The 24,168-nt window shown below is 68.4% G+C and carries 19 protein-coding genes; 10 read left to right on the forward strand and 9 right to left on the reverse strand.

Features of this window, described 5'->3' with window-relative positions; genetic code table 11:
• Positions 1–46 precede the first annotated feature (46 nt).
• Together A4E84_RS23435 and kstD are read left to right on the forward strand one after the other, a co-directional pair.
• Positions 47–1,171, forward strand: coding sequence for a sugar ABC transporter substrate-binding protein (locus A4E84_RS23435; protein WP_079129085.1), 1,125 nt, complete (start codon positions 47–49; stop codon positions 1,169–1,171).
• Positions 1,172–1,549: 378 nt separating this feature from the next.
• Entirely contained in the window at positions 1,550–3,331 is a 1,782-nt protein-coding gene (gene kstD, locus A4E84_RS23440) for a 3-oxosteroid 1-dehydrogenase (RefSeq protein ID WP_062928470.1), read from the forward strand.
• A 141-nt stretch (positions 3,332–3,472) separates the two neighbouring features.
• Here the strand turns inward: kstD and A4E84_RS23445 are convergent, their stop codons facing one another.
• Both A4E84_RS23445 and A4E84_RS23450 read right to left on the reverse strand, forming a co-directional pair.
• Positions 3,473–4,138 carry a class I SAM-dependent methyltransferase gene (locus tag A4E84_RS23445; protein ID WP_062928471.1) on the reverse strand — a complete coding sequence of 222 codons (666 nt, stop codon included), beginning with the start codon at positions 4,136–4,138 and terminating at the stop codon, positions 3,473–3,475.
• A gap of 346 nt (positions 4,139–4,484) precedes the next feature.
• The gene (locus tag A4E84_RS23450; RefSeq protein ID WP_004984723.1) at positions 4,485–4,688 is read right to left on the reverse strand and encodes a cold-shock protein; all 204 of its coding nucleotides are present in this window, start codon (positions 4,686–4,688) and stop codon (positions 4,485–4,487) included.
• Between the two features lie 321 nt (positions 4,689–5,009).
• Here A4E84_RS23450 and A4E84_RS23455 point away from each other — a divergent pair, with 321 nt between their 5' ends.
• Both A4E84_RS23455 and A4E84_RS41125 read left to right on the forward strand, forming a co-directional pair.
• Positions 5,010–5,858, forward strand: a complete 849-nt coding sequence (locus tag A4E84_RS23455; RefSeq protein WP_062928472.1) for a menaquinone biosynthetic enzyme MqnA/MqnD family protein — start codon at positions 5,010–5,012, stop codon at positions 5,856–5,858.
• 94 nt (positions 5,859–5,952) lie between these two features.
• Positions 5,953–8,139 (forward strand): serine/threonine protein kinase, encoded by a 2,187-nt coding sequence (locus A4E84_RS41125; RefSeq protein WP_062928473.1) that lies wholly within the window; start codon positions 5,953–5,955, stop codon positions 8,137–8,139.
• Positions 8,140–8,189: 50 nt separating this feature from the next.
• Here the strand turns inward: A4E84_RS41125 and A4E84_RS23465 are convergent, their stop codons facing one another.
• Entirely contained in the window at positions 8,190–12,836 is a 4,647-nt protein-coding gene (locus A4E84_RS23465; RefSeq protein WP_062928474.1) for an FtsK/SpoIIIE domain-containing protein, read from the reverse strand.
• A 378-nt stretch (positions 12,837–13,214) separates the two neighbouring features.
• Between A4E84_RS23465 and A4E84_RS23470 the strand changes: the two genes are divergently transcribed.
• The 5 genes from A4E84_RS23470 to A4E84_RS23490 all read left to right on the forward strand — a co-directional run bounded on the left by A4E84_RS23470 (position 13,215) and on the right by A4E84_RS23490 (position 16,773).
• Complete coding sequence (locus A4E84_RS23470) at positions 13,215–13,517, forward strand: WXG100 family type VII secretion target (protein WP_033309092.1); 303 nt, start codon at positions 13,215–13,217, stop codon at positions 13,515–13,517.
• Between the two features lie 324 nt (positions 13,518–13,841).
• On the forward strand, positions 13,842–14,156 hold the full coding sequence (locus tag A4E84_RS23475) for a hypothetical protein (protein ID WP_062928475.1): 315 nt from the start codon (positions 13,842–13,844) through the stop codon (positions 14,154–14,156).
• 84 nt (positions 14,157–14,240) lie between these two features.
• A complete protein-coding gene (locus tag A4E84_RS23480; protein WP_159029614.1) occupies positions 14,241–15,521 on the forward strand; it encodes a hypothetical protein in 1,281 nt (426 codons plus the stop codon).
• A gap of 9 nt (positions 15,522–15,530) precedes the next feature.
• Positions 15,531–16,172, forward strand: coding sequence for a hypothetical protein (locus A4E84_RS23485; protein ID WP_062928477.1), 642 nt, complete (start codon positions 15,531–15,533; stop codon positions 16,170–16,172).
• Positions 16,165–16,773, forward strand: coding sequence for a hypothetical protein (locus A4E84_RS23490; RefSeq protein ID WP_062928478.1), 609 nt, complete (start codon positions 16,165–16,167; stop codon positions 16,771–16,773). The genes A4E84_RS23485 and A4E84_RS23490 overlap by 8 nt, the downstream gene beginning before the upstream one ends.
• A 728-nt stretch (positions 16,774–17,501) precedes the next feature.
• On the opposite strand, the gene A4E84_RS23495 is transcribed toward A4E84_RS23490, so the two are convergent.
• From A4E84_RS23495 to A4E84_RS23520, 6 genes are all read right to left on the reverse strand, one after another.
• Positions 17,502–18,251: a hypothetical protein gene (locus A4E84_RS23495; RefSeq protein WP_062928479.1), complete on the reverse strand. Its 750-nt coding sequence runs from the start codon at positions 18,249–18,251 to the stop codon at positions 17,502–17,504.
• A gap of 40 nt (positions 18,252–18,291) precedes the next feature.
• Positions 18,292–19,206: a hypothetical protein gene (locus A4E84_RS23500; RefSeq protein ID WP_062928480.1), complete on the reverse strand. Its 915-nt coding sequence runs from the start codon at positions 19,204–19,206 to the stop codon at positions 18,292–18,294.
• A 52-nt stretch (positions 19,207–19,258) separates the two neighbouring features.
• A complete protein-coding gene (locus A4E84_RS23505; protein WP_062928481.1) occupies positions 19,259–20,464 on the reverse strand; it encodes a WXG100 family type VII secretion target in 1,206 nt (401 codons plus the stop codon).
• A gap of 1 nt (position 20,465) precedes the next feature.
• On the reverse strand, positions 20,466–20,765 hold the full coding sequence (locus tag A4E84_RS23510; protein ID WP_030840073.1) for a hypothetical protein: 300 nt from the start codon (positions 20,763–20,765) through the stop codon (positions 20,466–20,468).
• A 603-nt stretch (positions 20,766–21,368) separates the two neighbouring features.
• Positions 21,369–22,397 carry a hypothetical protein gene (locus A4E84_RS23515; RefSeq protein WP_062928482.1) on the reverse strand — a complete coding sequence of 343 codons (1,029 nt, stop codon included), beginning with the start codon at positions 22,395–22,397 and terminating at the stop codon, positions 21,369–21,371.
• A gap of 53 nt (positions 22,398–22,450) precedes the next feature.
• Positions 22,451–23,122 carry a hypothetical protein gene (locus A4E84_RS23520; RefSeq protein WP_062928483.1) on the reverse strand — a complete coding sequence of 224 codons (672 nt, stop codon included), beginning with the start codon at positions 23,120–23,122 and terminating at the stop codon, positions 22,451–22,453.
• A 328-nt stretch (positions 23,123–23,450) separates the two neighbouring features.
• Here A4E84_RS23520 and A4E84_RS23525 point away from each other — a divergent pair, with 328 nt between their 5' ends.
• Complete coding sequence (locus A4E84_RS23525) at positions 23,451–24,110, forward strand: hypothetical protein (RefSeq protein ID WP_062928484.1); 660 nt, start codon at positions 23,451–23,453, stop codon at positions 24,108–24,110.
• The last annotated feature ends 58 nt before the right edge of the window (positions 24,111–24,168 follow it).

Consider the following 24,168-nt stretch of genomic DNA (forward strand, 5'->3'; position numbering starts at 1 on the left):
TTCGACCACCTCGTCACGATGCTCCCCCCATCGGAAGGCACCACCAGTGATAGCGCGCAACACCCGTCAGGCCACCGTGCGGCACATCTCCGTAGCCCTGGCGGTCTCCGTGTCGGCCCTGTCCCTCGCCGCCTGCGGCGGCGACGGCGGGAGTGACGACACCGCCGCGAAGAAGGGCAACGACATCACGGTGGGCCTGCTGCTGCCCGACCGGGACACGGCGCGCTTCGAGAAGTTCGACTACCCGCTGATCAAGCAGGAGGTCGCCTCCCTCACGGAGAACCAGGGCAAGGTCCGCTACGCCAACGCCGAGGCCAGCGTCACCAGACAGAGCAGCCAGTTCCAGAAGATGATCGCCGACAAGGTCGACGTCATCCTCGTCGACGCCCTGAACTCCAAGACCATCGCGACGGACGTGCAGAAGGCCAAGGACGCCGGCATCCCCGTCATCGCCTACGACCGGCTCGCCGAGGGCCCGATCGACGCCTACGTCTCCCACGACAACGAACTCGTCGGACAGGTGCAGGGCCGCGCCATCGTCGGGGAACTCGGCGACAAGGCCGAGAAGAGCAAGGTCGTCATGATGAACGGCGACCCCGGTGACCCGAACACCGCACGGTTCAAGGACGGCGCGCTGAGCGAGCTCCGCGATCAGGTGAACATCGTCAAGGAGTACGACACCAAGGAGTGGAAGCCCGCGATCGCCAAGGAGCACATGAAGGAGGCGATCCAGGCGGTCGGGCTGAACAACATCGCCGCCGTCTACTCGGCCAACGACGGCATGGCGGGGGCCGTCATCGAGGCGCTGCGGGAGGCCGGAGCCACGAAGATGCCGCCGGTGACCGGGCAGGACGCCAATCTCGACGCGGTACAGCGGGTCGTGTCCGGCGAGCAGTACATGACCGTGTACAAGTCCTTCCTGCTGGAGGCGACCAACGCCGCGAAGATCGCGGTGGCCAAGGTCCAGGGCCGCTCCATCGAGTTCGCCGCGCTGACCCGGGAGACGGTCGACAGCCCCACGCAGCAGAACATCCCGGCGATGCTGGTGCCGGTGGTCGCCCTCACCAAGGACAACATCAAGGAGACGGTGATCACGGACGGCGTGTACACCGTGAAGGACATCTGCACCTCCAAGTACCGGGCGGACTGCGCGGCCATCGGCCTCGACTAGCGGACGCGCTCGGGTGCCGGCGCCGGTACGGCGGGCTGCGGGGGCTTCGGGTCCGGGTTGTGGAGGTGCGCGGGGGGCGGGCTGCGTGGACTCGTCGGGTTCGGGTCGCGGCTGGGCTCGGGGCTGGGCTGCGTGGGTTTCGGGTTCGGGTCGCGGAGGTGCGTGGGGGCGGGCTGCGTGGGTTTCGGGTTCGGGTCGCGGAGGTGCGCGGGGGCGGGCTGCGTGGGATTCGGGCTCCGGTCGCGGATGTGCTCGGGGCTGGGCCGCCTGGGCGCGTCGGGCTCGGGTCGCGGGGTGGGTGCCGCACGGGTCTTGACTTCGCAAGGCCCCCGCGCGACATTCCCACCCCTTACGCGTTCTCGTCGGGCTGGAGCGGCCATGACCACTCGCACGGACACCGCAGGAACCACCGAAGGCCTGTCCCGAAGACGCCTGCTGGCCGGGGCCGCCGGTGCCGGTCTCGCGGTCGCCGCGGGGGTCCAACAGGGCGCCCAGGCAGCCGACTTACCCCCGCTGGGCACGTACGACGTCGTCGTCGTCGGCTCCGGCGCCGCGGGCATGACCGCCGCCCTGACCGCCGCGCGCCAGGGCCTGAGCTGTGTGGTCGTGGAGAAGGCGCCGACCTTCGGAGGTTCGGCCGCCCGCTCCGGCGCCGGGATCTGGATCCCCAACAACTCCGTGATCCTCGCGGCCGGGGTCCCGGACACCCCCGCGAAGGCCGCCGCCTACCTCGCCGCCGTCGTCGGCCCGGAGGTCCCCGCCGACCGGCAGCGTGCCTTCCTCGCCCACGGCCCGGCGACGATCTCCTTCGTCATGGCGAACAGCCCGCTCCGGTTCCGCTGGATGGAGGGCTACAGCGACTACTACCCCGAGCTGCCCGGCGGCCTGCCGAACGGCCGCTCCATCGAGCCCGACCAGCTCGACGGCAACCTCCTGGGCGCCGAGCTGGCGCACCTGAACCCGCCCTACATGGACGTCCCCGCCGGCATGGTCGTCTTCAGCGCCGACTACAAGTGGGTCGCCCTGGCCGCGGTGAACGCCCGGGGCGCGGCCGTCGCCGCCCAGTGCCTGGCCCGCGGCGCGAAGGCCGCGACGCTCGGCCAGAAGCCCCTGACGATGGGCCAGGCGCTGGCGGCGGGCCTGCGCGCGGGCCTGCGCTCGGCCGGGGTCCCCGTCTGGCTGAACACGCCCCTGACGGACCTGCACGTCGAGAACGGCACGGTCACGGGAGCCGTCGTCACCCGCGACGGCACTCCCGGCCTGGTCCGCGCCCGCCGGGGCGTGATCGTCGGCTCGGGCGGCTTCGAGCACAACGCGGCGATGCGGGAACGCTTCCAGCGGCAGCCCATCGGCACGGAGTGGACCGTCGGGGCGAAGGAGAACACCGGCGACGGCATCCGGGCGGGGGAGCGGCTGGGCGCGGCACTCGACCTGATGGAGGACGCGTGGTGGGGCCCGGCGATCCCGATCCCCGGCCGACCGTACTTCTGCCTCGCCGAACGCACCCTGCCCGGCGGGCTGCTGGTCAACGGCTCGGGCCGGCGCTTCGTCAACGAGGCCGCGCCCTACAGCGACGTCGTGCACACCATGTACGACGTCCACGACACCGACCCGGCCATCCCGTGCTGGCTGATCACCGACCAGAACTACCGCAACCGGTACCTCTTCAAGGACGTCCTGCCGACGCTGCCCTTCCCCGCCTCCTGGTACGACTCCGGGGCGGCGCACAAGGAGTGGACCCTGGACGCGCTGGCGGCCTCCATCGGCGTCCCCGCGGCGGCCCTGCGCACCAGCGTGAACCGCTTCAACGCCCAGGCCCGCCAGGGCGAGGACCCCGACTTCCACCGGGGCGACAGCGCCTACGACCACTACTACACCGACCCGTCCGTCCTCCCCAATTCCTGCCTGGCACCCCTCTGGCTCCCCCCGTACCACGCCTTCCGCATCGTCCCCGGCGACCTAGGCACCAAGGGCGGCCTCCGCACGGACGCCCGGGCCCGGGTACTGCGCGAGGACGGCTCGGTCATCCCCGGGCTGTACGCGGCGGGAAACGCCAGCGCGGCGGTGATGGGCCACAGCTACGCGGGCGCGGGCTCGACGATCGGCCCGGCGATGACGTTCGGGTACATCGCGGCGCGGGACATCGCGGGGGTGCCGTAGCGGTCGGGCCGGGGCTCGCCGGGGGCCTGCAAGAGGCCGGCCGCGCGTGAGCCGGTCCGCGGTGCGCCTGGGGGCATCCGCGGCCGGTCACGGGGCCGCCCGGGGCGTCGCGCGTGGGGCTGCGGCGATGCCCCGGGCGGTTCAGACCTCCGGCTTGCGGGCCACGAGGCTCGCCTGGGCGACCGGCTCGCCCTGCGCCTCGTCGGGCTCTCGTACGGTCGTGGCGCGGACGGTGAAGCCGGCGCCGCTCAGCAGCGCGGCGATGGGCTCCGGCCGGCCCCGGCGGAAGGTCAGGGACACGTCGTGTCCGAAGGCCTCCTCGTAGCGGCGGGGCTCGTCACCGAACTGGAAGCCGAGGAGCAGATGCCCGCCGGGGCGCAGCACGCGGTGGAAGCCGGCGAAGAGCGCGGGCAGGTGCTCCTCGGGGGTGTGGATGATCGAGTACCAGGACACGACACCGTCGAGTGAGGAGTCCGGCAGGTCGAGCTCCAGCATGGAGCCCCGCACGAACCGCAGGCCCGGGTTCTCGCGGCGGGCGATCGCGAGCATCGACTCCGACAGGTCCAGCCCGAACACCGACAGCCCCTGGGACGCCAGGTACGCCGTCACCCGCCCGGGCCCGCACCCCAGGTCGGCGACCTCGCCCCCCTCACCCACGAGCCCCGCGAAACCGTGGAGCACGCCCCGGTCCAGGGGCGTCCCCGGACGCAGACCGCTGAAGGCAGCGGCGTACTCCTCGGCCACGGTGTCGTAGAACACGCGGGTCTCGGTCACGAAGTCGGTCACGAAGTCAGCGGCGTCGGTCATGGCCCTGAACCCTAGGCCGTGAGGGACCTCGGAGTGCCGCTCGGCGCGGTAAGGCGTACGTCCCCGGTGGGGCGTCCCGGTGGGGCGTCCCGGTGGGGCGTCCCGGTGGGGCGCCAACGCCCTGGTCAGGGGCGGCCCCGCCGGGCGCCGATACCCACACCGCTCAGGCCTGGGGCCAGGGCCTTGTCGGTGGGCGGGCCGCCCGGTCTGCCGCTGTTCTCCGGATCTTTCCGCACCCGCCCATCGTCCCTCGGCCGGAATTCGCCGGGAATTCACCGGCCGACCGGGCCCGGAAAGGGCAGGAGCCCCGTCGCCTTACGGCGCGGGGCTCCTTGGGTACTACAAATCAGACCGGCGTGACGTTCTCAGCCTGCGGGCCCTTCGGACCCTGCGTGACGTCGAAAGACACCTGCTGGTTCTCCTCGAGAGACCGGAATCCGGTCGCGTTGATCGCGGAGTAGTGGACGAAGACGTCGGGGCCGCCGCCCTCCTGGGCGATGAAACCAAAGCCCTTTTCGGCGTTGAACCACTTAACGGTTCCGGTAGCCATAAGCCCTCCTTGGGCCCAAAAGGGTTGCCCTGCTCCAGAACCAGCAAGTGTGAAGATGAATTCCGCACAAGTGCATATGTCTGTGAATGACGAGAGCCCGCGGTCACATGCTCCGCAGGCTCTGTACTGCAAGGGAAACCAAACTGCAACTTGCGACGAGCCTAGCACGCAGGCCCCGGAATGCAATAGGGGTCAAGATCACGTCACCCGAATGTTTGAACAACCCGCGGCCGACTGGCGGAGAGGGGCGCCCACAGGGCGCCGCACCCCGGCGGCGGGGTCGCGCGCCGGTCCGTACGCCGTGAGGGCTAGCCTCACGATGTGGACAATCCTCGCACCCGGCCGCGCGTCGGCCACATCCAGTTCCTGAACTGCCTGCCCCTGTACTGGGGGCTCGCGAGAACAGGCACGCTCCTCGACTTCGAGCTCTCCAAGGACACCCCGGAGAAGCTCAGCGAGAAGCTGGTGCAGGGCGATCTCGACATCGGGCCGATCACCCTCGTCGAGTTCCTCCGGCACGCCGACGACCTGGTCGCCTTCCCCGACATCGCCGTCGGCTGCGACGGCCCGGTCATGTCCTGCGTGATCGTCTCGCAGGTCCCGCTGGACCGGCTGGACGGCGCCCGCGTCGCCCTCGGGTCGACCTCCCGCACCTCCGTCCGCCTCGCCCAGCTGCTCCTCGCCGAGCGCTACGGCGTCCAGCCGGACTACTACACCTGCCCGCCCGACCTCAGCCTGATGATGCAGGAGGCCGACGCCGCCGTCCTCATCGGCGACGCGGCGCTGCGCGCGAACATGCTCGACGGGCCACGCTTCGGCCTGGCCGTGCACGACCTGGGCGCGCTGTGGAAGGAATGGACGGGCCTGCCGTTCGTCTTCGCGGTCTGGGCGGCCCGCCGGGACTACCTGGAACGCGAGCCGGTGATCACCCGCCGGGTGCACGAGGCCTTCCTCGACTCCCGCAACCTCTCCCTGGAGGAGGTCGGCAAGGTCGCCGAGCAGGCCGCGCGCTGGGAGGCCTTCGACGAGGAGACCCTCGCCCGCTACTTCACGACCCTCGACTTCCGCTTCGGCGGCCCGCAGCTGGCGGCGGTCGCCGAGTTCGCCCGGCGGGTCGGCCCGACGACCGGCTTCCCGGCGGACGTGAAGGTGGACCTGCTCCAGCCGTGAGCCGGGCGGTGCTCCCGCACTACTCTGCTGGGGGAGTGCAGGCGTACCGGGACCGGAGCCGTCCCCGCCTGCCCACGGGGGAGGGGTGACGCCCATGCGGCCGCTCGACGTCGACGAACCCACCGTCGTAGGGCCCTACCGGCTGCTCGGCCGGCTGGGCTCCGGCGGCATGGGCCGGGTCTACCTGGGCCGCAGCGCCGGTGGCCGTACGGTCGCCGTGAAGATCGTGCACCCGCACTTCGCCCTGGACGAGGAGTTCCGGGCGCGTTTCCGGCGCGAGGTCGACGCCGCACGCCGGGTGGGCGGCGCCTGGACCGCGCCCGTCCTGGACGCGGACCCGGGGGCGCGGGTGCCGTGGGTGGCGACGGCGTACGCCGCCGGACCGTCCCTGTCGGCCGCGGTCGCCGACGGCGGGCCCCTGCCGGCCCACACCGTACGGGCGCTGGGCGCGGGGCTCGCCGAGGCGCTGGCGGCGGTGCACGAGCTGGGGCTGGTGCACCGCGACGTGAAACCGTCGAACGTCCTGCTGACCCTCGACGGCCCGCTCCTCATCGACTTCGGCATCGCCCGGGCCACGGACGGCACGGCGTCCCTCACCTCCACCGGCGTGTCCATCGGATCGCCCGGCTACATGTCGCCCGAGCAGATCCTCGGCAAGGCCGTCACGGGCGCCGCCGATGTCTTCTCGCTGGGCGCGGTCCTCGCGTACGCGGCGACCGGCCGGCCACCGTTCCCCGGGGACTCCTCCGCCGCCCTGCTCTACAAGGTCGTCCACGAGGAGCCGGAACTCGGCCTGCTGGAGGGGGAGTTGCGAGGCCTGACAGCGGAGTGCCTCGCGAAGGACCCGGACACGCGGCCCGCCCCCGCGGCACTGGCCCGCCGACTGGCCCCCGACGGCGCGACCCGGCTGGTGGCGGGCGGCTGGCTGCCGGGGGCACTGGTGGAACAGGTGAGCCGGAGTGCCGTGCAGCTGCTGAACCTGGAGGTGACGGGGCCTGGGACGGGGACCGGAGCGCCGTCCGGGCCGGTCGCCTTCAGCAGTCCGTCGGTGGGGGCACCGGGCGCGTCCGGCGGCCCGGGCGAGGGCCTCGGGGTGTTCGGGCCACCGCCTGTGATGCCGGCGGTGCCGGTGGTGCTGCCGGGGGCGGGGGCGTCCGAGGGGGCGGGTGCGTCCCCGACCGGGGCCTCCGGGGCCTCCGGGGCCTCCTGGGCGTCGGGGGCTTCGGCGACGACCGGTGCGCCGGCGGCGTCGGGGGCATCCGCGACAACCGGTGCGCCCGAGGGGCGGGGGGCGTCTGCTGCCGGGGCCTCCGGGGCGTCGGGGGCTTCGGCGACGACCGGTGCGCCGGCGGCGTCGGGGGCATCCGCGACAACCGGTGCCCCCGCGGGGCGGGGGGCGTCTGCTGCCGGGGCCTCCGGGGCGCCGGGGGCTTCGGCGACGACCGGTGCGCCCGCGGCGACGGGGGCATCTGCGACAACCGGTCCGCCCGCGGCGCCGGGGACCTCCGACGCGCCCGGGGCACCAGCCCCCTCCGACGCGCCCGGGGCACCAGCCCCCTCCGACGCGCCCGGGGCACCAGCCCCCTCCGACGCGCCCGGGGCACCAGCACCCCTCCCCACCGCCGTACCCGAACCCCGGGACGGCGACCACCCGCAGGACACCGCCCCGGGGTTCGGCCGGCGGCCCGGCAGGGTCACCGTCTCCGTAGCGGCTACCTCCACGCCGGACGGCGAGAGCGGCGGGCGGGTGCGGAAGCTGAGCTGCTCCGTGGCGCTGGCGGTCGCGGGGGCGATGGCGGCCGTGACGATCGGGTCGGTGTTCGTGTTCGACCTGCTGCCGGGGCGGGGCGGCGGCCAGGACGACGCGGACGCGGGCAGCGGGTCCGACTCGCCTCCGGCGGCGACCGCGAGCTCCGCTCCCTCCACCGACGCGGACCCCGCCGCGTACCTCGGCACCTGGGAGGGCCAGGGCGTCGCCCTCGACGGCAGACTGCCCCTCGGCACGTTCCGCCTCACGGTCGAACGGACCACCGTCGGCCAGGAACTGGGCAGGCTCCGCCAGACCGACCCGATCGGCGGCGTCTGTGTCGACGTACTCACCCTGAAGCAGGTGACGAAGACGGAGCTCGTCGCGACGTCGGTCGGCGCGAAGACCAATCACAGCGGCTGCAACCCGGCGCAGACGACCGTCCACCTCAAGCCGGTGGGCGACGACCTCCAGTACCGCTCGGAGAGCGCGGAGTCGGGCCGGCCGCAGGCTCGGATGTCGAAGGTGAAGTAGCCGGGGCAGCCGTCCCCGCTGAGGACCGGCTACCCCCGCTCACCACCACCTCACCCCGGAATGACCACCGTACGCAGCTCCCCGTCGCCGAGGTGGAGCATGCCCTTGCCGGGGGCGACCTGGCCGCCGACCATGCTGCGGTTGAGGCGGACGCCGATGAGGTCGCCGCTGGAGGATTCCTGGGGGGAGAGCAGGATGCCGCGGCGGGCCTTCTTCGCGTCGACCTGCCAGCCGGAGAAGCCGCTGCACACGTCCTCCTCGTCACCGGCGATGACGAGCGCGAGTCCCCGCTCGGCGCCGCGCGAGACCAGCTTCTTCATCTGGCTCTCGGCGTCGCAGTCCTCCAGGATCTCGCCGTCGTCGATCAGGACCGCGATCGGCTCCGCCAGGGACGCCTCGTCGATGAGTTCCTCGAACTCGTCCTCGTCGATGTCGTCACCGGTGAAGACCTTCAGCACGCCGTCCGTACCGTCGAGTTGGCGGAGCGGGGACTGGCGCGGGGCCGCGATGACCAGCCGGGTGCCCTGGGACAGGAAGGAGTGGGCGAAGTTCAGCAGGACCGTCGAACGGCCCGACTTGGCCGGGCCCGCGATGACGAACGCCGGTACGCCCTCCGCCAGATCGGGGCCGAAGCCGACGATCTCGTCGCCGCCGATGCCGGCCAGACCGAACAGGCGCGAGCGGGACGCGTCCGGGTCGCGCAGCTCCCACGCCTCCGGGAAGGAGACGCGGCTGGGCAGGCTGTCGACCCGGAACGGGCGCCGCGAGCGGGGGACGGCGGCGTCGCGGACCGCGGCCGCCTCGCCGATCGCCGCCAGCGCCGCGGCCTGACCCTGACCGGTGGTGTCCTCCGCGAGCAGCGCGAACTGCGTCTCCGTACCGAACTCGTTGCGGAACGCACGCCCCGGCGGGATCTCCTCCGGCACCTTCCGCGCCGGGATGCCCAGCGCCGAGAAGTCGCTGCGGTCGGCGAGCCGCAGCCCGTACTTGTCCTCGGTGAGCGTCGCGATACGGCCCACCAGCAGCGTCCGGTCACCCGTCAGGACCAGGTGGATGCCGACGCTCGCACCCTCGCGCATCATCGTCTGCAACTCGTCGGTCAGCGACCCGTGGTCGACCTCGCCGAGCGTGGGCACCCAGCCCTCCCAGCGGTCCAGCAGCACCACGATGTGCGGCAGCCGCTCGTCCTCGGCGACCGACGCCCGCTGCTCCCCGATGTCGGCGAAGCCCTTCTCCGCGAGCACGTCCTGGCGGCGGCCCATCTCGCCCTTGAGCCGGTTGACCAGCCGCACGACCCGCTCGGTCTGGTTACGGCTCACGACCGCACCGCAGTGCGGCAGCCGCGTCAGGGCGTTGAGCGCGCCGTTGCCGCAGTCGATGCCGTAGAGGTGCACGTCGGCGATGGAGTGCGTGCGGGCGATGGAACCCGCGAGGGTGCGCAGGACCTGGGAGCGGCCGCTGCGCGGGGCGCCGCCGATCATCAGGTGGCCGAAGGAGGAGAAGTCCACGGCGACCGGGCGGCGCGACTGGCTCGCGGGCAGGTCCTCGATGCCGTACGGCGCCGGCGGCAGCTTGCCGGGGCCGCCGGCGAACGCGGGCAGCTCCACGTCGTCCAGCAGCAGCGTCTCGTCCAGGGCGGGCAGCCACGGGCTGTGCTGCGGCGGGATGCCGAGGGAGCTGTTGGCGTCGCGGATGGTGTCGACCAGGACCTTCAGGTCGGTGATCTCCTCGTCCTCCCGGGACTCCGCCTTCGGCTTGACCAGCGCCGCCCGGCCCAGATCCTCCCAGGTCAGCGGGCCCACCCAGGGCATCAGCAGGGCAGGGTCGGCGGCGCCCGGCCGACGGCCACCGACCCGGCCGGACTGGAACGGCACCAGGGAGGCGTGCCCGAGCCGGGCGTAAGCGCGCCCCGGGGTGTTCTTGGAGATGTGCCCGGCCTCGGGCGAGTCGATGACGTCCGACGACTCGCCGCCGTCCGTCACCCGCAGCGCGATACGGAGGTTGGTGTTCGCGCGGATCTCGGGAGACACGACACCGGACGGCCGCTGCGTCGCCAGCAGCAGGTGAATGCCGAGAGACCGGCCACGCTGGGCGATGTTCACGAGCCCCGTGACGAAGTCGGGCAGGTCGCGCACCATCGAGGCGAACTCGTCGATGACGATGAGCAGCCGGGGCACCGGCTGGTGCGAGGGGTCCCGGCGCACCAGATCCTGGTAGTCCTCGATGTCCTTGGCGTCGGCGGCCGCCAGGATGTGCTCGCGCCGGTGCAGCTCCGCACCGAGCGACTCCAGGGCCCGCTCCACCAGGTGGGCGTCGAGGTCGGTCACCATGCCGACGGTGTGCGGCAGATGCACACAGTCCTTGAACGCCGCGCCACCCTTGTAGTCGACCAGCACGAACGTCATGTTCTCGGGCGTGTTCGCCACCGCCAGCGCCGCCACGATGGTCTGCAGCAGCTCCGACTTACCCGAACCGGTCGTACCGGCGATCAGACCGTGCGGCCCGTCCTTGCGGATGTCGATGCCGAACGGCCCGTCGTACGACTCACCGATGACCGCCAGCGTCGACTGCCCGCCCATCCGCCAGCGGGCGACGATCGCGTCACTGGTCGGCGGCTCCAGCTGCAGAACGTCCAGCAGCCGGCTCGACCCGGGCAGCGCCGAGTCCTCGGTCTCGCCGCTGATGTCCCGCAGCGGCGACAGTGACCGGGCCAGCCGCAGACACCAGGCGGCGGAGACGAAGTCGGGCCGCACGTCCTTCAGGCGCTCCGCCCCGGCCTCCTCGACGCGCAGCCGCAACTGCTCGCTGCGTTCGGCCTGTTCGGGCTGCTGGGCCGTGCTGTGCCAGGCCTGGAAGGACGGAAACCCACCGGCGGCCTGTTGGGGCTGCTGCTGCACCTGCTGGGCGGCCGGCTGGTACTCCTCGGTCTTCGGCTCGGCCACGACGTATGCCTGGCACTCGCCGGGCAGGAACCGCTCCTCGGCGTCCAGGCAGATCGCGAACATGGACACGGACGGCCCTTCGCGCAGCAGCCGTACGACGCCGGGAAGGGACCGCAGCCGCCGCGACCCGTCCCACACCACGACGATGTCGGGGTCGCTGAAGCTCGAATTGCCCTGTGACTTGTTCTCCTCGGCGGCCTTCTTGCGCGCGTCGAGGATCTGCGTCAGCTCACCGATGCGGGCGCCGACGGTCTCGGCGTCGGTGCCGATGAGCGCGTTGACGTCCTGCCCGCCGGACGGCCGCGCGTGCGGCAGCCAGCGCACCCAGTCCCAGGACTCCTGCGCGGCGTTGTCGCTCAGCACGTAGAACTGCACGTCCATCGGGCTGTGCAGCGCCGCGGTCTGCGCGACGGCCCAGCGCCCGAGGGCACGGGCGGAGTCCCCGGGCCCGGCCATGCCGACGACACCGAGGGTGCGCAGGTGCAGCGCGACCGGGGCGTCCTCGATCTTCCAGGTCACCTGCCGGCGGTGGTCGTCCTGCTCGGGGTCGTCGAGCACCACCTCGGAGGGCAACTGCCCGGTCCCGAAACGGATCAGGAGGTGATCACGATCGGTCCGCCGCCGCTCCCACAGACGGGTACGGGGCCCGGTCCCGAGGGCGAGCACGGTCGCCGGGTCGGGGATGGCCTGCCGCCGGTCGTTCCGCTCGGCGACGAGCGCGTCCTGGGCGTCCTTCTCGATCCGCTCCTTCTGCTCCTCGTACTCCTGGACCTGCTTGGCGTGCGACTTACGCCCGTGCTTCTTGTCGTTGTAGTAGTTGGCGAAGAGCAGGACCGGGCTGAGGGCAGCCATGATCAGGTAGTACCAGCGCTGGAAGATCATCACCGACACGACGGCACCGACGAGCGGCGTCAGCGCCATCAGCCAGGGCAGCGGTCTGGCCTCGTACTCACGCGGCGACGACGGCAGCCGGAAGTTGGTCTGCCGCTCGGGCGGACGCAGCCGCGGGGGCCGGTTGTAGTCGAGGCCCACGCCGTCGTCGGACCACTTGAGGGCGGCGTTCGGGGGTGTGTAACGGGTCAGTTCGAGAAGGGTGTTGCCGACGCCGATCTGAGCGCCGAGGGGCCACTGGAGGGGGCCGTCCTTCTTCTCTTCCTTCTTCTTCTCCTGGCCCTTCTTCTTGCCGCGCTTCTTGCCGCTGGGCTCGTCCTTCTTGTCCTCGTCCTCCGCGAGGGAGGCGCCGTCGAGGGTGACGTGCTCCTTGTCCATGTGCACGGCGACCCGGCAGGTGCCGTCGGTGGCGACGGAGAGGGTGAGGGCCCGGGCGTCGACCTCGGGATCGTCGATCCGGACGTAAGACGCCGCCCCGCTGCCGATGTCGTACCGCCCCACGCCGAGCCGGTGCACGAACCCGGCGGCGGGCCCGCCGACCACCCGCAGCTCGACGAGCCCGGTGGGCTCGCCCGGCAGACACCCGGACGGATCCTGCAGACTGACGACGGCGCCTTCACGCAGGGGCGACCCCACGACAGTGGCGCCGGGATCGACGGCATACCCGTCCACGTACACGAGGGGCGCGTTGTTGGCCGGCGCGTGCCGGTGCTGCCCGAGCGGGATGACCTGCGCCCCGCTGTGCCCCACCTGCTTGGCCAGCTCCTGCGCGATGTCCCCCACGGTGGACTCAGGATCGGCATCGAGCACGACGTCGGCGGTGCCACCGCCGTACGGGTCGACGACGGTCAGAGTCAGGCGCACGACTTGTCCTCCCCGTGCCACTGGGCCGGTGCGGCCGCTGTGGTGTCTGTCGCTGGTTGCCGCTGTGCTGCTGGCTGTCCTGCTCGCTTCAGTCACGCGGGTCACAGTGGTACTGGGACGATATCCGTTCGGTACGACGGCGGGGCAATGGGGAGCCGCCGTGACGTTCCCGATGGCAACGTCGTACACGCTTTCATGACGGCTCGTTCACAAGCCGGGTATGGGGCACCACAAGCCACACCCGTAAGCTGCTGACGCAAGAGCGGACGATCACACCGGTTGCCGGCTGTGACTGCAACTCGGCTTCTGTGTCGGTGAGTCCGCAAACAGGGAAGCCACGGGGGTTGGCCCTGCGGCGTTGCGAGAGGGAGCGGCTTCATGGCCAAGGACCTTGATGTCACATATCAGGACATGCGGGATGCAGCCAAGCATGTCGTGAAGGAGAAGGAAAAGCTCCAGGAGAAGCTCGAGGGCCTGAAGAAGTACATCAACAACCTCGTGCAGGGCGGCTACGTCACGAAGAGCTCGTCGAAGGCGTTCGACGAGAACTTCGACGAGTTCGTGCGCGGCATGAAGGACACGCTGGATGGTCTGGACGGCATGGGGGACTACCTGACCATGGCTGCGGACAAGTTCGAGCAGATCGATGAGGAGCTGGCTAAGCAGGCTCGGAGCAAGTGACGTTCTGCTGAGGTCACGGGGCGGGGCGGAGTGGCGTGCGCGCCAGGTGGCTGCACCGCCCCGTTGGCTGACGAGGACGACACCATCGCTCTTGGCTCGCCTGCCCCAATCCCCCGCCAGTGCGGTAGTGAGCAGGTGGCTGACGGGCCGCCCTGCCTCGGAGGCAGCTGCAGGCTTGCCCAGGATGCGGTGTGCGGGCGCGGCGGTGTTGGTTGGCGCCAAGTGCCAAGGGTGAGTAAAGTGCCGACGCTTTCACATTGATGAGCGCGAAACTCGCGCATCGGGGGATCTGCATGATGAAGAGTGCGCTTGCGGCGGTGACCTGTGGCTGACCACGCGCGGATCGACGACCTTGACGTCATCCGGGAGATGGGGAAAGGCCTTGGGCGGATTCACAAGGCGTTCGAGGGCCTGCCGGGCATCGTGGAATCGTATGGAGAAGACTTCGGACACGATGACCTGACCGACAAGTTCGAGGACTTCGAGGCGAACTGGAACCTGAATCGGGACAAGCTACAGGAAGAACTCAAGTTCTTGTCGGAGTATGCGCTGGCTGCTGCAAAGACGTACAGCAAGTTGGATCACGAGTTGGCCAAGGTGATCCGCGAAGCCCAGAGCCCCGGCAAGAAGGGTAAGTGAGTCGCCGTGGGTGGACGCCCTCGTGATTGGTCGCCGCTGTGTTGGTTCGACCCTGTCCCAGGAGACCCGGACAGGGTGGCAGGCTTGGGGAAGAAACTCAAGAAGACTGCTGAAGAACTCGAGCGTCAGGTAAAGAACCTCAAGGCCATCTCTGAGGTCGACTCCTGGGACAGCGAAGCGGGCAGGGAGTTCCGTAAAAGGGCTGAAGGCTCAACGGGGAAGCTGGAAGCTGCGCGAAAGCGCTACGCGACTGCCGCGGCTGCACTCGGAGACACAGTCGTCGACGTCGGCGGTGGTTATGCGGACAAGGTCCATGCCTCGCCCACGAACTACGCCTCTGACCTGAACCGCGCTCAGCAAATAGCTGATCAGGCCCTCAAGGAAGCCCAAGCGGCGGAAGACGACAAACGTGCAGCCGGGACGAAGCTAGCCGACGCGGAAGACGACTCGAAGAAGAAGGATCTCGAGGATCAGCAGAAGGCGGCCGATGATGTCGTCAAGGCTGCCCAGGAGAAGATCGAAGAGGCGAAGCGCATCCGAGATGCCGCCGCCAAGCGGGCCTGTGACGCGATCGACGAGGTCATATCCGACGATGCGTTGAAGGACGGGTTCTGGGACAGTCTTCTCGACGACATCGCGGACATTACAGGAACGATCGCCACCGTGTGCGGTGTGTTGTCCCTGATGGTTGGCTGGATTCCAGTGATCGGACAGGCGCTGGCCGGAATTCTCGGCACCATCGCTCTCGTCATGTCGTTGGTCGGTTTCATCTGTACGGCAGTTCTTTACATGCGCGGAAACGCGGACCTCATGGATTTGGGTGAGGCGGCGCTCGGCTTCCTGATGATCGGTGTCGGCAAGGCGTTCTCGAAGCTTGCCGGCAAGTACGCGGGGACTGTGCTCAAGCGGCTCACCAGAATGAAGTCGAGCAAGACGCCGGGCATAGGCAAGGCCTTCAAGCGTGATCGTCAGAAGCTGAACAAGCTCGGCTCGCAGGGCTTCACGAAGGTGTTCTCGATGACACCGAAGGAGCTCGGCAAGACGATGGCCAGTCCCTTCACCGAGCTGGTCACAAAGAGCGGGTGGAAAGGCTTCGCGGACAACGCCAAGACCGTGTTTAATCCGAGCAGTTGGCGGGGCGCGAAGGAAGCGATCACAGCGAACGGGGGGGTGGCGAAATCGGTTTCGTTGGTCGACGCTGAAGTTGCTGCCAGTCTCAAGTCGATCAAGCCTATGGCCGCCAACTTCCCCGACATCCCAGGCCTGAACGGCGTCAAGACCACGGTCAACGTCCTGACCGGCATCGGATACGCTGTGACCGGTGGAAACATCTATCTCGACGAAAACACTCGACCGGCCCTCTAGGAGATCGACATGACAGTTGAAATTGACGACTGGACCTGTCGGCTGCATTTTTCTGACGGTTGGGTCGACCTGACGGCCGGTGCCGGACTCGACTCCGCAGGGAAGTCCGCCTGGGCGCGGGAAGTCGTTGAGTCCTTCAACCCACTGGATCTCGTGGCCTCGAAGGAGTCCATCGAGAAGGACCTCATTCACCTTGCTCGAGCCGCCGAAAAGAATCACGCGGTTCTCGCCGCCGCGTTCTTCGCCGCAGGCGGAGCACACTACGCCACGTTCGACGTCCAGATTTTCGGTGAGGACGAAACCACTCTCTCTCTGGACGAGGTCGAGAACATGCTGCGGGGCCACAAGGAGATCGTCGGGGAACCGCAGGTCAGCAGGGTCGAGCTGCCCGTCGGATCGGCAGTCCGGCTGCAGGCCATGTACCAGTCCAAGGGGGTGCTGGGGTTCGGCAAGAAGCTCACTGAAGCCGTTTCGTATGCCCTTTTGGTGCCCGAGACCTCAGACGTGCTCCTGGCGACGATGAACTGGGGCGCCATGGAACACAGCGATCAACTCACAGAGGAAGTCGATGCGCTGATTCCGACGCTGCGCTTCGTGCCGCTCGACGCGGAGGGCAACCCGATCCCGGAGGCGGGCAGCCCTGATGCCTGAGCCCTGGGAGGACGAGGACGCCACCACGCCGCCGAAAGACTACAATCTGATCGTCCCCGACGGCTGGTTCAAGCTGTCGCTGGACCCGGAACACCGTGACCGCAGCATCATCGCGCTGGCGGAACAGCAGTTCCATGGTGTCGACAACGCTCCTCTGCTCAAGGAGCAGATGATGCGTGAGTTGCAGAAGACAGCGAAAGACGCGTATCAGGCCGGCGGTATCGAGTTGTACCTGTCGACCCTGCGGATCGGGCCTCTGCCGCTTTCGTCATCGCTCTTGGTGAGCTTTGCCGCGCCTGGGACCATGCCCTCATCCTCCGACGTGCACACGTTCGCTGACGTGCTTGGCCGGCGTGGGGCGGAAACTACCGTGGTCAAACTCCCCGTCGCTGGCGGTGCGGTCCGCGAGTTCCGCTCCGAAGCGGCTTCTCCCACCACGCAACTGGGCAACGAACTCCCAACGACCACGGTGAAGTATTACGTTCCTGTCCCGGCGACTGATGAGTGGCTGATCCTGTCGTTCTCCACGCCCCTGGATCCGCTGGCGCGTCAGATGGTCGGGCTCTTCGACGCGGTGGCGGACACGTTGCACTGGACGTGACGTGGCAGTGAAGACCAGACGCTGAGGTCGAGTTGCGGCGGGTACCTGCCCCGTCGAGGAAGGGACGACGGGTGGAGCGACAAGCTGACGCTACGGCTGCCGACAATCGGCTCCGGGCGCGGGATGGTGTGGGAATCGTCGTCGTGGTTCTCTGCCTGGTCGTCGGGGTGGGCGCCATTCTGCTGTTCATGGGACTGTGGAAGCGGTTCGCTCGTGAAACGGTCCCTGCGCTGGTCGACCTGCCCGGAGGCCCTTGGGTGGTCGGCGGCGTTCTCGGGCTGATCACTGTAGTCGGGGCGACGGGCGGTCTGCGCTGCGCGTCGAGTCGCGCGGGGGAGACCCGTCGGATGCAGAGGCTGCGAGCGGCGGGCACTGCGGCTTGTTGCACAGCGGCATTCGGGCCGCTCTTCTATCTGCTGAGTGGACTGCCCGGCAAGAACTGCCGCTCAGCCAGCTGTGAGTACATCCCCGGTACTGGGAGCGCATTCCTCGCCTATGCGCTTGGCGTCGGCGTCATGGGCTGGCTTTTCTGGCGTTGGGCCAGCGCCCGGTCCGAGGTAGAAGCGGCGCGGGAGCGGGAACGACTGCGGAGACTTCGTAGGAAGGGCAAGGGGAAAAGCCGGGCGGCGCGCAGAGGGTGAGGGGGAGTGCAAACAGGTCATGGGCAGTTCCGTACCAGTGCTCCGGCGCAATTCTCATAGCAACGTCGGAGAGTGCTGCCGGAGTGGTCATGCCTCTCCGGGCAGGCCCTGTGATCGTTCCTCGGTCCATTCTTCGGTCGGTTCGACGAAGGAAACGGTCTGCAGGACGGCCGACAACAAGCGGTAAATGTCGGTCCAGTGGTCCATCGAGGCCGTGTAGAGCGTGAAGATCGCTGTGAAGGGCCCGGTCGGGAAGGGCACGTAAACCTGGATCTGGCCCGTGAGGAGCTTCGTGGCCTCGCCGTCGGCGGATGCTTCCGGGCCGAGGTCGTATTCGCGCAGGCTGACGCAGGACACCGCCGGGCCGCACGGCAGATCGAGCCAGATGGCGTCGTTGTACGGGTCGCTGGAGAGGGTCGCGAGGATGCCCTGGGCGACGACATCGGTGTCGGTGCCGGCCTGGTCCGTGGGGGCGATGGCGACGGTGAAGGCGCATTGGGCGATGCCCTCGGCAGGTTCGTGCCTGATTACCTGTCCCTCTGGCACTTCGCTTTCGTCAGCCGTGGAGAACAAGCCCATGGCCGCATAGGAGACACCGGTGTCTCCCATGAGTTCGGCTATCGCCGCGTAATAGGGGGCGGCAGGTTCCCAGATGGTCTCATCGCCCCGGGAGTACAGCTCTCGGACGAAGGAGAGGGCGCGTTCGCTGCGCTCCTCCGGGGTGGCGGCGATGGGCAGTGCGAAGAAGCCCTCGGGGGCGAGGAACCAGAGGGGCGGGATGTTCCCGTCAGCAGCACTGACATGCTGGGCGTTCTCGGAGTCTGCGGCTGGGATCATGTGAGGTCGTGCGCCGTTCTGGTCGAATGCAGAGAAAGGGTCAGGTCAGGAAGTCTTCTTGGTGGTATTCCGTCAGGCGGAGTTCCGTGCCGTTCACGTCCATCACCGTGTTCAGCCCGGAGTGACCGAAGGAAGCATGAACGGTGCTCGGTGCCACGACTTCGACCCGAAAACATCCACATGGGTTCCGCTTGACCAAAGGCGGCTGGGCATCCGGTGCCTGAGCTGCTGCAAACCTCTCAGCGGTGTTGCGTTGCGCCTGCGTCAGCGATGTCAGCGGGATGAAGTCGACAGGTTCGATCAGGTAACGAGTGAGCCTCTCCCGTTTGATGCTGCTCACTCTGCACCAGGAACCGTCAGTGAATGCGATCTTTGCGTCGTTGCCGAGCTTGAAATCCCGTAGTTCGACCCCTTCGATGCCGGACCGAGGTGTCTCCCAGAGGAACTCGTCGGAGATGCGCCTCTCCTCCCCCTTGAAATACGGGAAACCCACGATCACGAGCCGCTGGTCGGTGACGATCGCGTGTGTGCGGTACTCGTCCTGAGGGGAGCGCGAGGGGTCCAACTGCCAAGGCAGAGTGCGTGCGGTGGAGCCCCGAGCGGCCCACATGACCGGGAAATCCTCGACCTCGTCAGGTCGGTCGTGCGAGGTGTCCGAGCCCTTGTCTGAACGGCCTGGGCCGACACTGCCCGACTGGGACGACAGGAGGCCCATGACAGCCACACCGACCGCCATGGCGGCGCCCTTCACGGTGTTCCGGCCGGCGGTGCTCCCCGAAGAACGGGCGGTGTATGACGGTCCTTCGGGCCAGCCGTCTAGTTCGTTCTGGATGTCGTTGCGCTCGCTGTCGCGAAACCAACGCATTCCCTTGACCCGAGTGGCCGCGCCCGTGGCGAAAGTCAGCGGAGCACGGGCGATGAAAGTCTCTCCCGAGCTGGGCCACCACACGCTCATGTCCTCACACTTCCTTTCGCGGCCATCTTGGGTGCCATGGCGCAACCTCGGGCTAGTCGCCCGCCACGTGGCCGTAGATCTTGGGGGCGATCTTGAGGCCCGCATCGAGGGCTATACCGCCCGCCCCGAAGGGGTTGATGTTCACGCCGGGAATCAGATTGGCTCCCTTGGAACCGATCAGCTGTCCTTGATGGTAGCCCGCGTAAGAGAGGCCCCCCATACGAGACATCAAGCCGCTGCTCCCGTGCGCAACTTCGAAGACATCGTCGGACATACCGCCGATCTTTACCAAGCCGGCCTTCCCGAATCCTCCGACGATGTCTGCGGATTCCTTACCGAAGGACATCAGAACCCGTGAACTGCCGAGCTTGGTGGCACTGAAGCCCGTACCGAGCCTCTCTGCCGTCAACGCGGCCTTTCCCGCACCGACCACCTTGATTCCCTTGCCGAACATGCCGATCCCCGGCAGCAGGCCCACCGCATCCAGCCCGAGTTGAGCCCAACTCACGTCCGCTCCGGCTGCTTTGGCCACCCCATGCGTAGCCAGCGTGAGGCCCGCGCCGATGAGCGCGGCAGTGCCGAAGATGGCGGCGAGGGGCGGGAAGGGAAGCGTGACGATGGCAAGCAGCCCGAGGACGGCTGTGATGTCGCTGAGCACGTCACCGATCGCCTTGATCAGGTCGGCGTGCTCCTTGAGCCAGTCGCCGGTGGCGTCCCAGGCGTCTGCAATACCCGTGCCCAGCTTCTCCCAGAAGCCCGGCTCGTCGGGGGCGATGTCGGCGGCCTTGTCCAGTTCCTTGCTGATCTTCGCCGCGGCCTGCTTGTAACGGTCCTCCAGCTCATGGACCTTCTGAATGAGGCCGGTGACATCGCCGGAGGCCTTGCCGTATTCCTTGGTGCCTTCCTTGGCTTCCGCCTTGGCGTCGAGTTTCTCTCCCGCCTTCTTCTCCAGGCGGTCCGTCTCCTCCTGGAAGTCCTGGAGCTCGTTGGCCCAGCGATGCAGTGCGCGCGAAGCCTTGTCGAAGGACTCGTGGCTCTTGCGGATCAGCGGGGTGACGTCCTGGCCGATGTACTCGGTGAAGGCGACGGCGGTCTTGCCCTTCCAGGCTCCGCACTCTATTCGCTCCAACTCGCGTACCGCTGTACCCAGCTCGCCTGCCAACTTGCCAAGTCGTTTGGCGAGTTGCCGGGTGTCCTCCACGCTCCCGGGCGTGGGGTCCCAGCCGATGTTGGGAGGAACGGTGCGCTGACCCGCCACGTTACTTGCCCTTCTTCTTGACCTTGAGTGACTGAGCCAGCTCCAGATCGAGGCCGTCGAACGTCTCGCCGATCTTGTTGATCATCTTGACTGCGCCGTGGGTGTGCTTGCCGAGTTGCTTGATGCCGTAGCCCCAGTCGTCGGCGAAGTCCTGGACGTCTTCGATGAGCCCGCTCTCGCCGACAGCCGAGGAGTCGGCTCCTCGAAGGTCGCGGCGGGCGTCCTCCATACGGTCGCTGATGGAGGAGAAGGTCTTCTTCAAGTGCTCGAACACGGTGTCTTCGAGGCGCAGATCGCTCATGGTGGCGCTCAGTCTCTGTGGGTGGGTGGGGCGCGGCCTGCGGGGCGGCGGACCCCGCCTGTGCCGGGTCAGCGGGTGGCGGCCGTGAGCGTGCGGTGGCTGATGCGGCGGCCGTAGAGTCCGTTGAATGGGCCTGCACGGGTGATGCGCAGCGGCGGCGTGCGGAACGGAAGGCGACGCTTCAAGTGACTCCCCCGAGAAGCGAGAAAGGTCTGCCAGGTAACGCCGACGGTATCTGCTGAGTTCCGCTGTTCGCCAGCGCGAACTTCTCGGTGGAGTATGGGTGATTTCTGGGGGTCGGGGTGGGGTTGGGAATGCTTATGTGTCGGGCGCACCTCTTGCGAAGGTGGGTATGTGAAAGTTCATGGCGCGGGCGGTCCGCGATGTGCAGAGCTCTTCACGAAGATTGCACGATGAAATCAGTCCTGAGGTGCGGTTGCGCAGCCACCTGCCGGCGTTGCCTGCCGGGCCCGGCGCCGGGCGGAGCAGGGCAAGACGGCCGCAGAGGCGTTCGCTCCACCTCTCCGGCCGTACGCCCCGCAGCGCAGGGGCTGCCGGTGCCGGCCTCGTGATGCCGTCTCGGCGTTCGCGTAGCGGCCACAGTCACCGGTTGACGGCCTGGATCTCCTGGACGGTGACCGCCTGTTCGTTGCCGAAGGTGCCGTTCGGGAGGTCTCCGCCCGCGCCGCCGGTGCCGGTCCAGTCGATGTCCCACGTGATGGTGGCCCGGAGCTTGTACGTGCCGTCGCCGGAGGAGCGGAGGTACCTGATTCCGCACGGTGGGGTTTCGTCGGCCTTCCCCTTGGCGTAGGGCTCGCCGATGGAGTCGTCGGCGTTGATGACGCACTCGCCCGAGGCCGGGTACGTCACGGCGTCCTTGGTACCCGGCTCCAGCTTGAGGGACACCGGCCTGGCGGTGGTCGTGGCCTGGATGTTGAACCCGGGGACGTTGAGGGCCGCGGTCGCCTGGACCTCGTCGAAGACGGCCTTGTCGAGCCAGGCCCAGGTCGGCAGGTTCACCTTGGTGTTGACCTCGGGAGCGAGGGTGACCTTCGTGTCGGGAAGCTGCATGTGCTGGTAGGCGAGAGCGGCGAGTATCTCCGGCGAGATCGCCTCTTCGTACTGGGGCGGCGGGGCTTCACCGTTCTCCACCCAGAAGGGGAGGTCGGTGCACGAGGTCCGCTTCAGGTAGTCCGGCTCGTTGGGATTCTCGACGCCGGCCCAGAACATTCCCTTGCCGTCGTTCTCGACGTTGTAGTCCTTGTAGCCGGGAGTGTCGGTCCAGCCGTAGTTGTCCTCGTAGTGGCGCTTCTTCTCGCCGATCGCCGACCCCGCGGTCCCGCCCATTCCGGGTGTGTTCAGCTCCCGCTCGATGTCCTTGGACATCTTCTCCTTGAAGTCCTTGGCTCCGAGGTAGGGGGCGTACCAGCACGGCGGCGGCGTCCAGTTGACGTCCGAGGACGTCACGTTTCCGGTGCCGCCACCCTTGGCTACGGATCCGGAGTACTGGATGCGGGCGGCGGCGTAGATGCCGTTGCCGTTGCCGCCACCCGACTCTTCTGTGTTGGCACCCTGGGTATTGGCCGGCTCTTCTCCCGCGTAGGCCGGTTCCGCGAGGGTGAGTACGCCCATGGTCAGCCCCAGGGCAACTGCGCCTGCGCTGAGGGCCAGGTGCAGTGTCTTATTCACTGGCACTTCGCCGCCTTGGCCTCGACGAACACCTTGGATGCCTGCCACAGACCATCCCCGGTGGGGAGCTTGACCATGATGATCTTGAAGTAGTCGAAGTCCGTGATGCTGGGGGCGCCCTTCAGGACCTTTCCGGTCTTGATCTCCTTGGAGTAGAACTTGCTCGAATCCACACAGAACGCAACCTCCACCGAGTTGCCGTTCGGTGCGGACCGGGTGGTGGCCTGGTAATGGCGCCGCGTGCCCTGTGCCGTCCAGCCGCCATCCAGCCGGGCGTTGATCTGCGTCTTCGCGTACTTCGTCCCATCGCCTGTCGAGTAGGCGACCAGGGAGGCGTCCTTGGTCGTGCGCTTGTCGACGCCTCGGTAGATGGCCCGGACGAAGTTCGCCGCATCCTCCATCGCAGCCGCTTCGTTCTTGTCCTTCGGCTTCTCCCAGTCAAAGACCAGATCCATGTCGCTGGGCAGGGACACGTCCACGCCGTCCGGCTTGTCCCCCGCCGGTGCTCCCGAGGCGGATGCCGACTCCTTCGGCGTCTCGCCCGCCTGGCCGGCGCCGGCGATCTTGTCGTTGTCGCTGGACTTGTCGTCCCCGCTGCCGCAGGCCGTCAAGAGCAGTGCCGTTGTCACCGTCAGGGCGGCAACAACGGGCAGAGGGCGGCGCTTCACAGTGGCTCCCCGTGAAAGACAGATGTGCAGTACGAGCACTGACGGTACCGGTGGGCTTTTCGGTTTCACCAGAGCGAACTTTCGAGTGAACGGGGGCAAGCCGTGGTGTATGGGGCGCGTGGGGGTTGGCAGTGACCTGATCGTGCCCGAGCAGGGGACGGCCCGGGCTGCCGCAGGGTGCGGCAACCCAGGGCCGGGGCGCTGAGTTGTCTCGATCGGCGGTCGCGACCGTGTGACGGGTACAGGCGAACGGGTGCTTGGAGTTGCGTCCGCCACTCATGGGATCATGCGTTGGCACGCCGACCATCTACCTCTGAGGACGAGCGCCATGCTGACCACGCGCCGGAGGGCCGCTGCGGCCTGCCTCCTTGCTGCTGTCACCCTTTCTGTGGCTGGTTGCAGCAGTGATTCGGACGAGGGCTCGGGCGGTGACAAGATCGCGGGCGCCGATGCGGGAGCAGGTTCCCCCACGCCGTCCGCCTCTGCCTCGGCCGAGGGTGATGGGCCGACCTTCGACTTTCCGTCAGGTCTTTCGGTATCGGTCGACCGGGACTCGACCGGGGACGCTGCGAAGGACGCGATCCTGCGGGACATGGCGTACTCCGCCCAGGCCAATATCGAGGCCTTCGCTCTGGGGAACGATCAGACCGCCAACATGAATCGCTACTTCGCGGGTCCTGCCTTCACTTACTGGACCAAGCAGGTCGCGGACTTCAAGAAGGACGGACTCACACTCACTGGCGAGTACCGCTACTACAAGTTCGAAGTGACAGACATCGCGAACAGTAAGACGGCGGCGGTCCGTTACTGCGAGGACCAGAGCAAGGCATACAGCATGGAGATCAAGACGAAAAAGGTGCTGCGCACCAAGGCCAGCGACAAGAGCTTCGTTCTGTACACGCTCCAGGCTCAGAAGGATTCCGCTGGGGACTGGCAGGTCACGCAGCAGAACTGGAACAAGGGTGATGCGTCGTGCGTGCAGGGGTGAGGAGCAGGGCTGCTCAGCCAGTTCTCAGGGCGACTGTTGTAGCGGGGCTCTTGTTGGT

This window comes from Streptomyces qaidamensis, from assembly GCF_001611795.1.
Classification (GTDB): domain Bacteria; phylum Actinomycetota; class Actinomycetes; order Streptomycetales; family Streptomycetaceae; genus Streptomyces; species Streptomyces qaidamensis.

Coding starts and splice junctions, on each gene's coding strand:
- kstD (WP_062928470.1), top strand. CDS start 1,550: ATGACCACTCGCACGGACACCGCAGGAACCACCGAAGGCCTGTCCCGA.
- A4E84_RS23445 (WP_062928471.1), bottom strand. CDS start 4,138: ATGACCGACGCCGCTGACTTCGTGACCGACTTCGTGACCGAGACCCGC.
- A4E84_RS23450 (WP_004984723.1), bottom strand. CDS start 4,688: ATGGCTACCGGAACCGTTAAGTGGTTCAACGCCGAAAAGGGCTTTGGT.
- A4E84_RS41125 (WP_062928473.1), top strand. CDS start 5,953: ATGCGGCCGCTCGACGTCGACGAACCCACCGTCGTAGGGCCCTACCGG.
- A4E84_RS23470 (WP_033309092.1), top strand. CDS start 13,215: ATGGCCAAGGACCTTGATGTCACATATCAGGACATGCGGGATGCAGCC.
- A4E84_RS23485 (WP_062928477.1), top strand. CDS start 15,531: ATGACAGTTGAAATTGACGACTGGACCTGTCGGCTGCATTTTTCTGAC.
- A4E84_RS23490 (WP_062928478.1), top strand. CDS start 16,165: ATGCCTGAGCCCTGGGAGGACGAGGACGCCACCACGCCGCCGAAAGAC.
- A4E84_RS23495 (WP_062928479.1), bottom strand. CDS start 18,251: ATGATCCCAGCCGCAGACTCCGAGAACGCCCAGCATGTCAGTGCTGCT.
- A4E84_RS23500 (WP_062928480.1), bottom strand. CDS start 19,206: ATGAGCGTGTGGTGGCCCAGCTCGGGAGAGACTTTCATCGCCCGTGCT.
- A4E84_RS23510 (WP_030840073.1), bottom strand. CDS start 20,765: ATGAGCGATCTGCGCCTCGAAGACACCGTGTTCGAGCACTTGAAGAAG.
- A4E84_RS23515 (WP_062928482.1), bottom strand. CDS start 22,397: ATGGGCGTACTCACCCTCGCGGAACCGGCCTACGCGGGAGAAGAGCCG.
- A4E84_RS23525 (WP_062928484.1), top strand. CDS start 23,451: ATGCTGACCACGCGCCGGAGGGCCGCTGCGGCCTGCCTCCTTGCTGCT.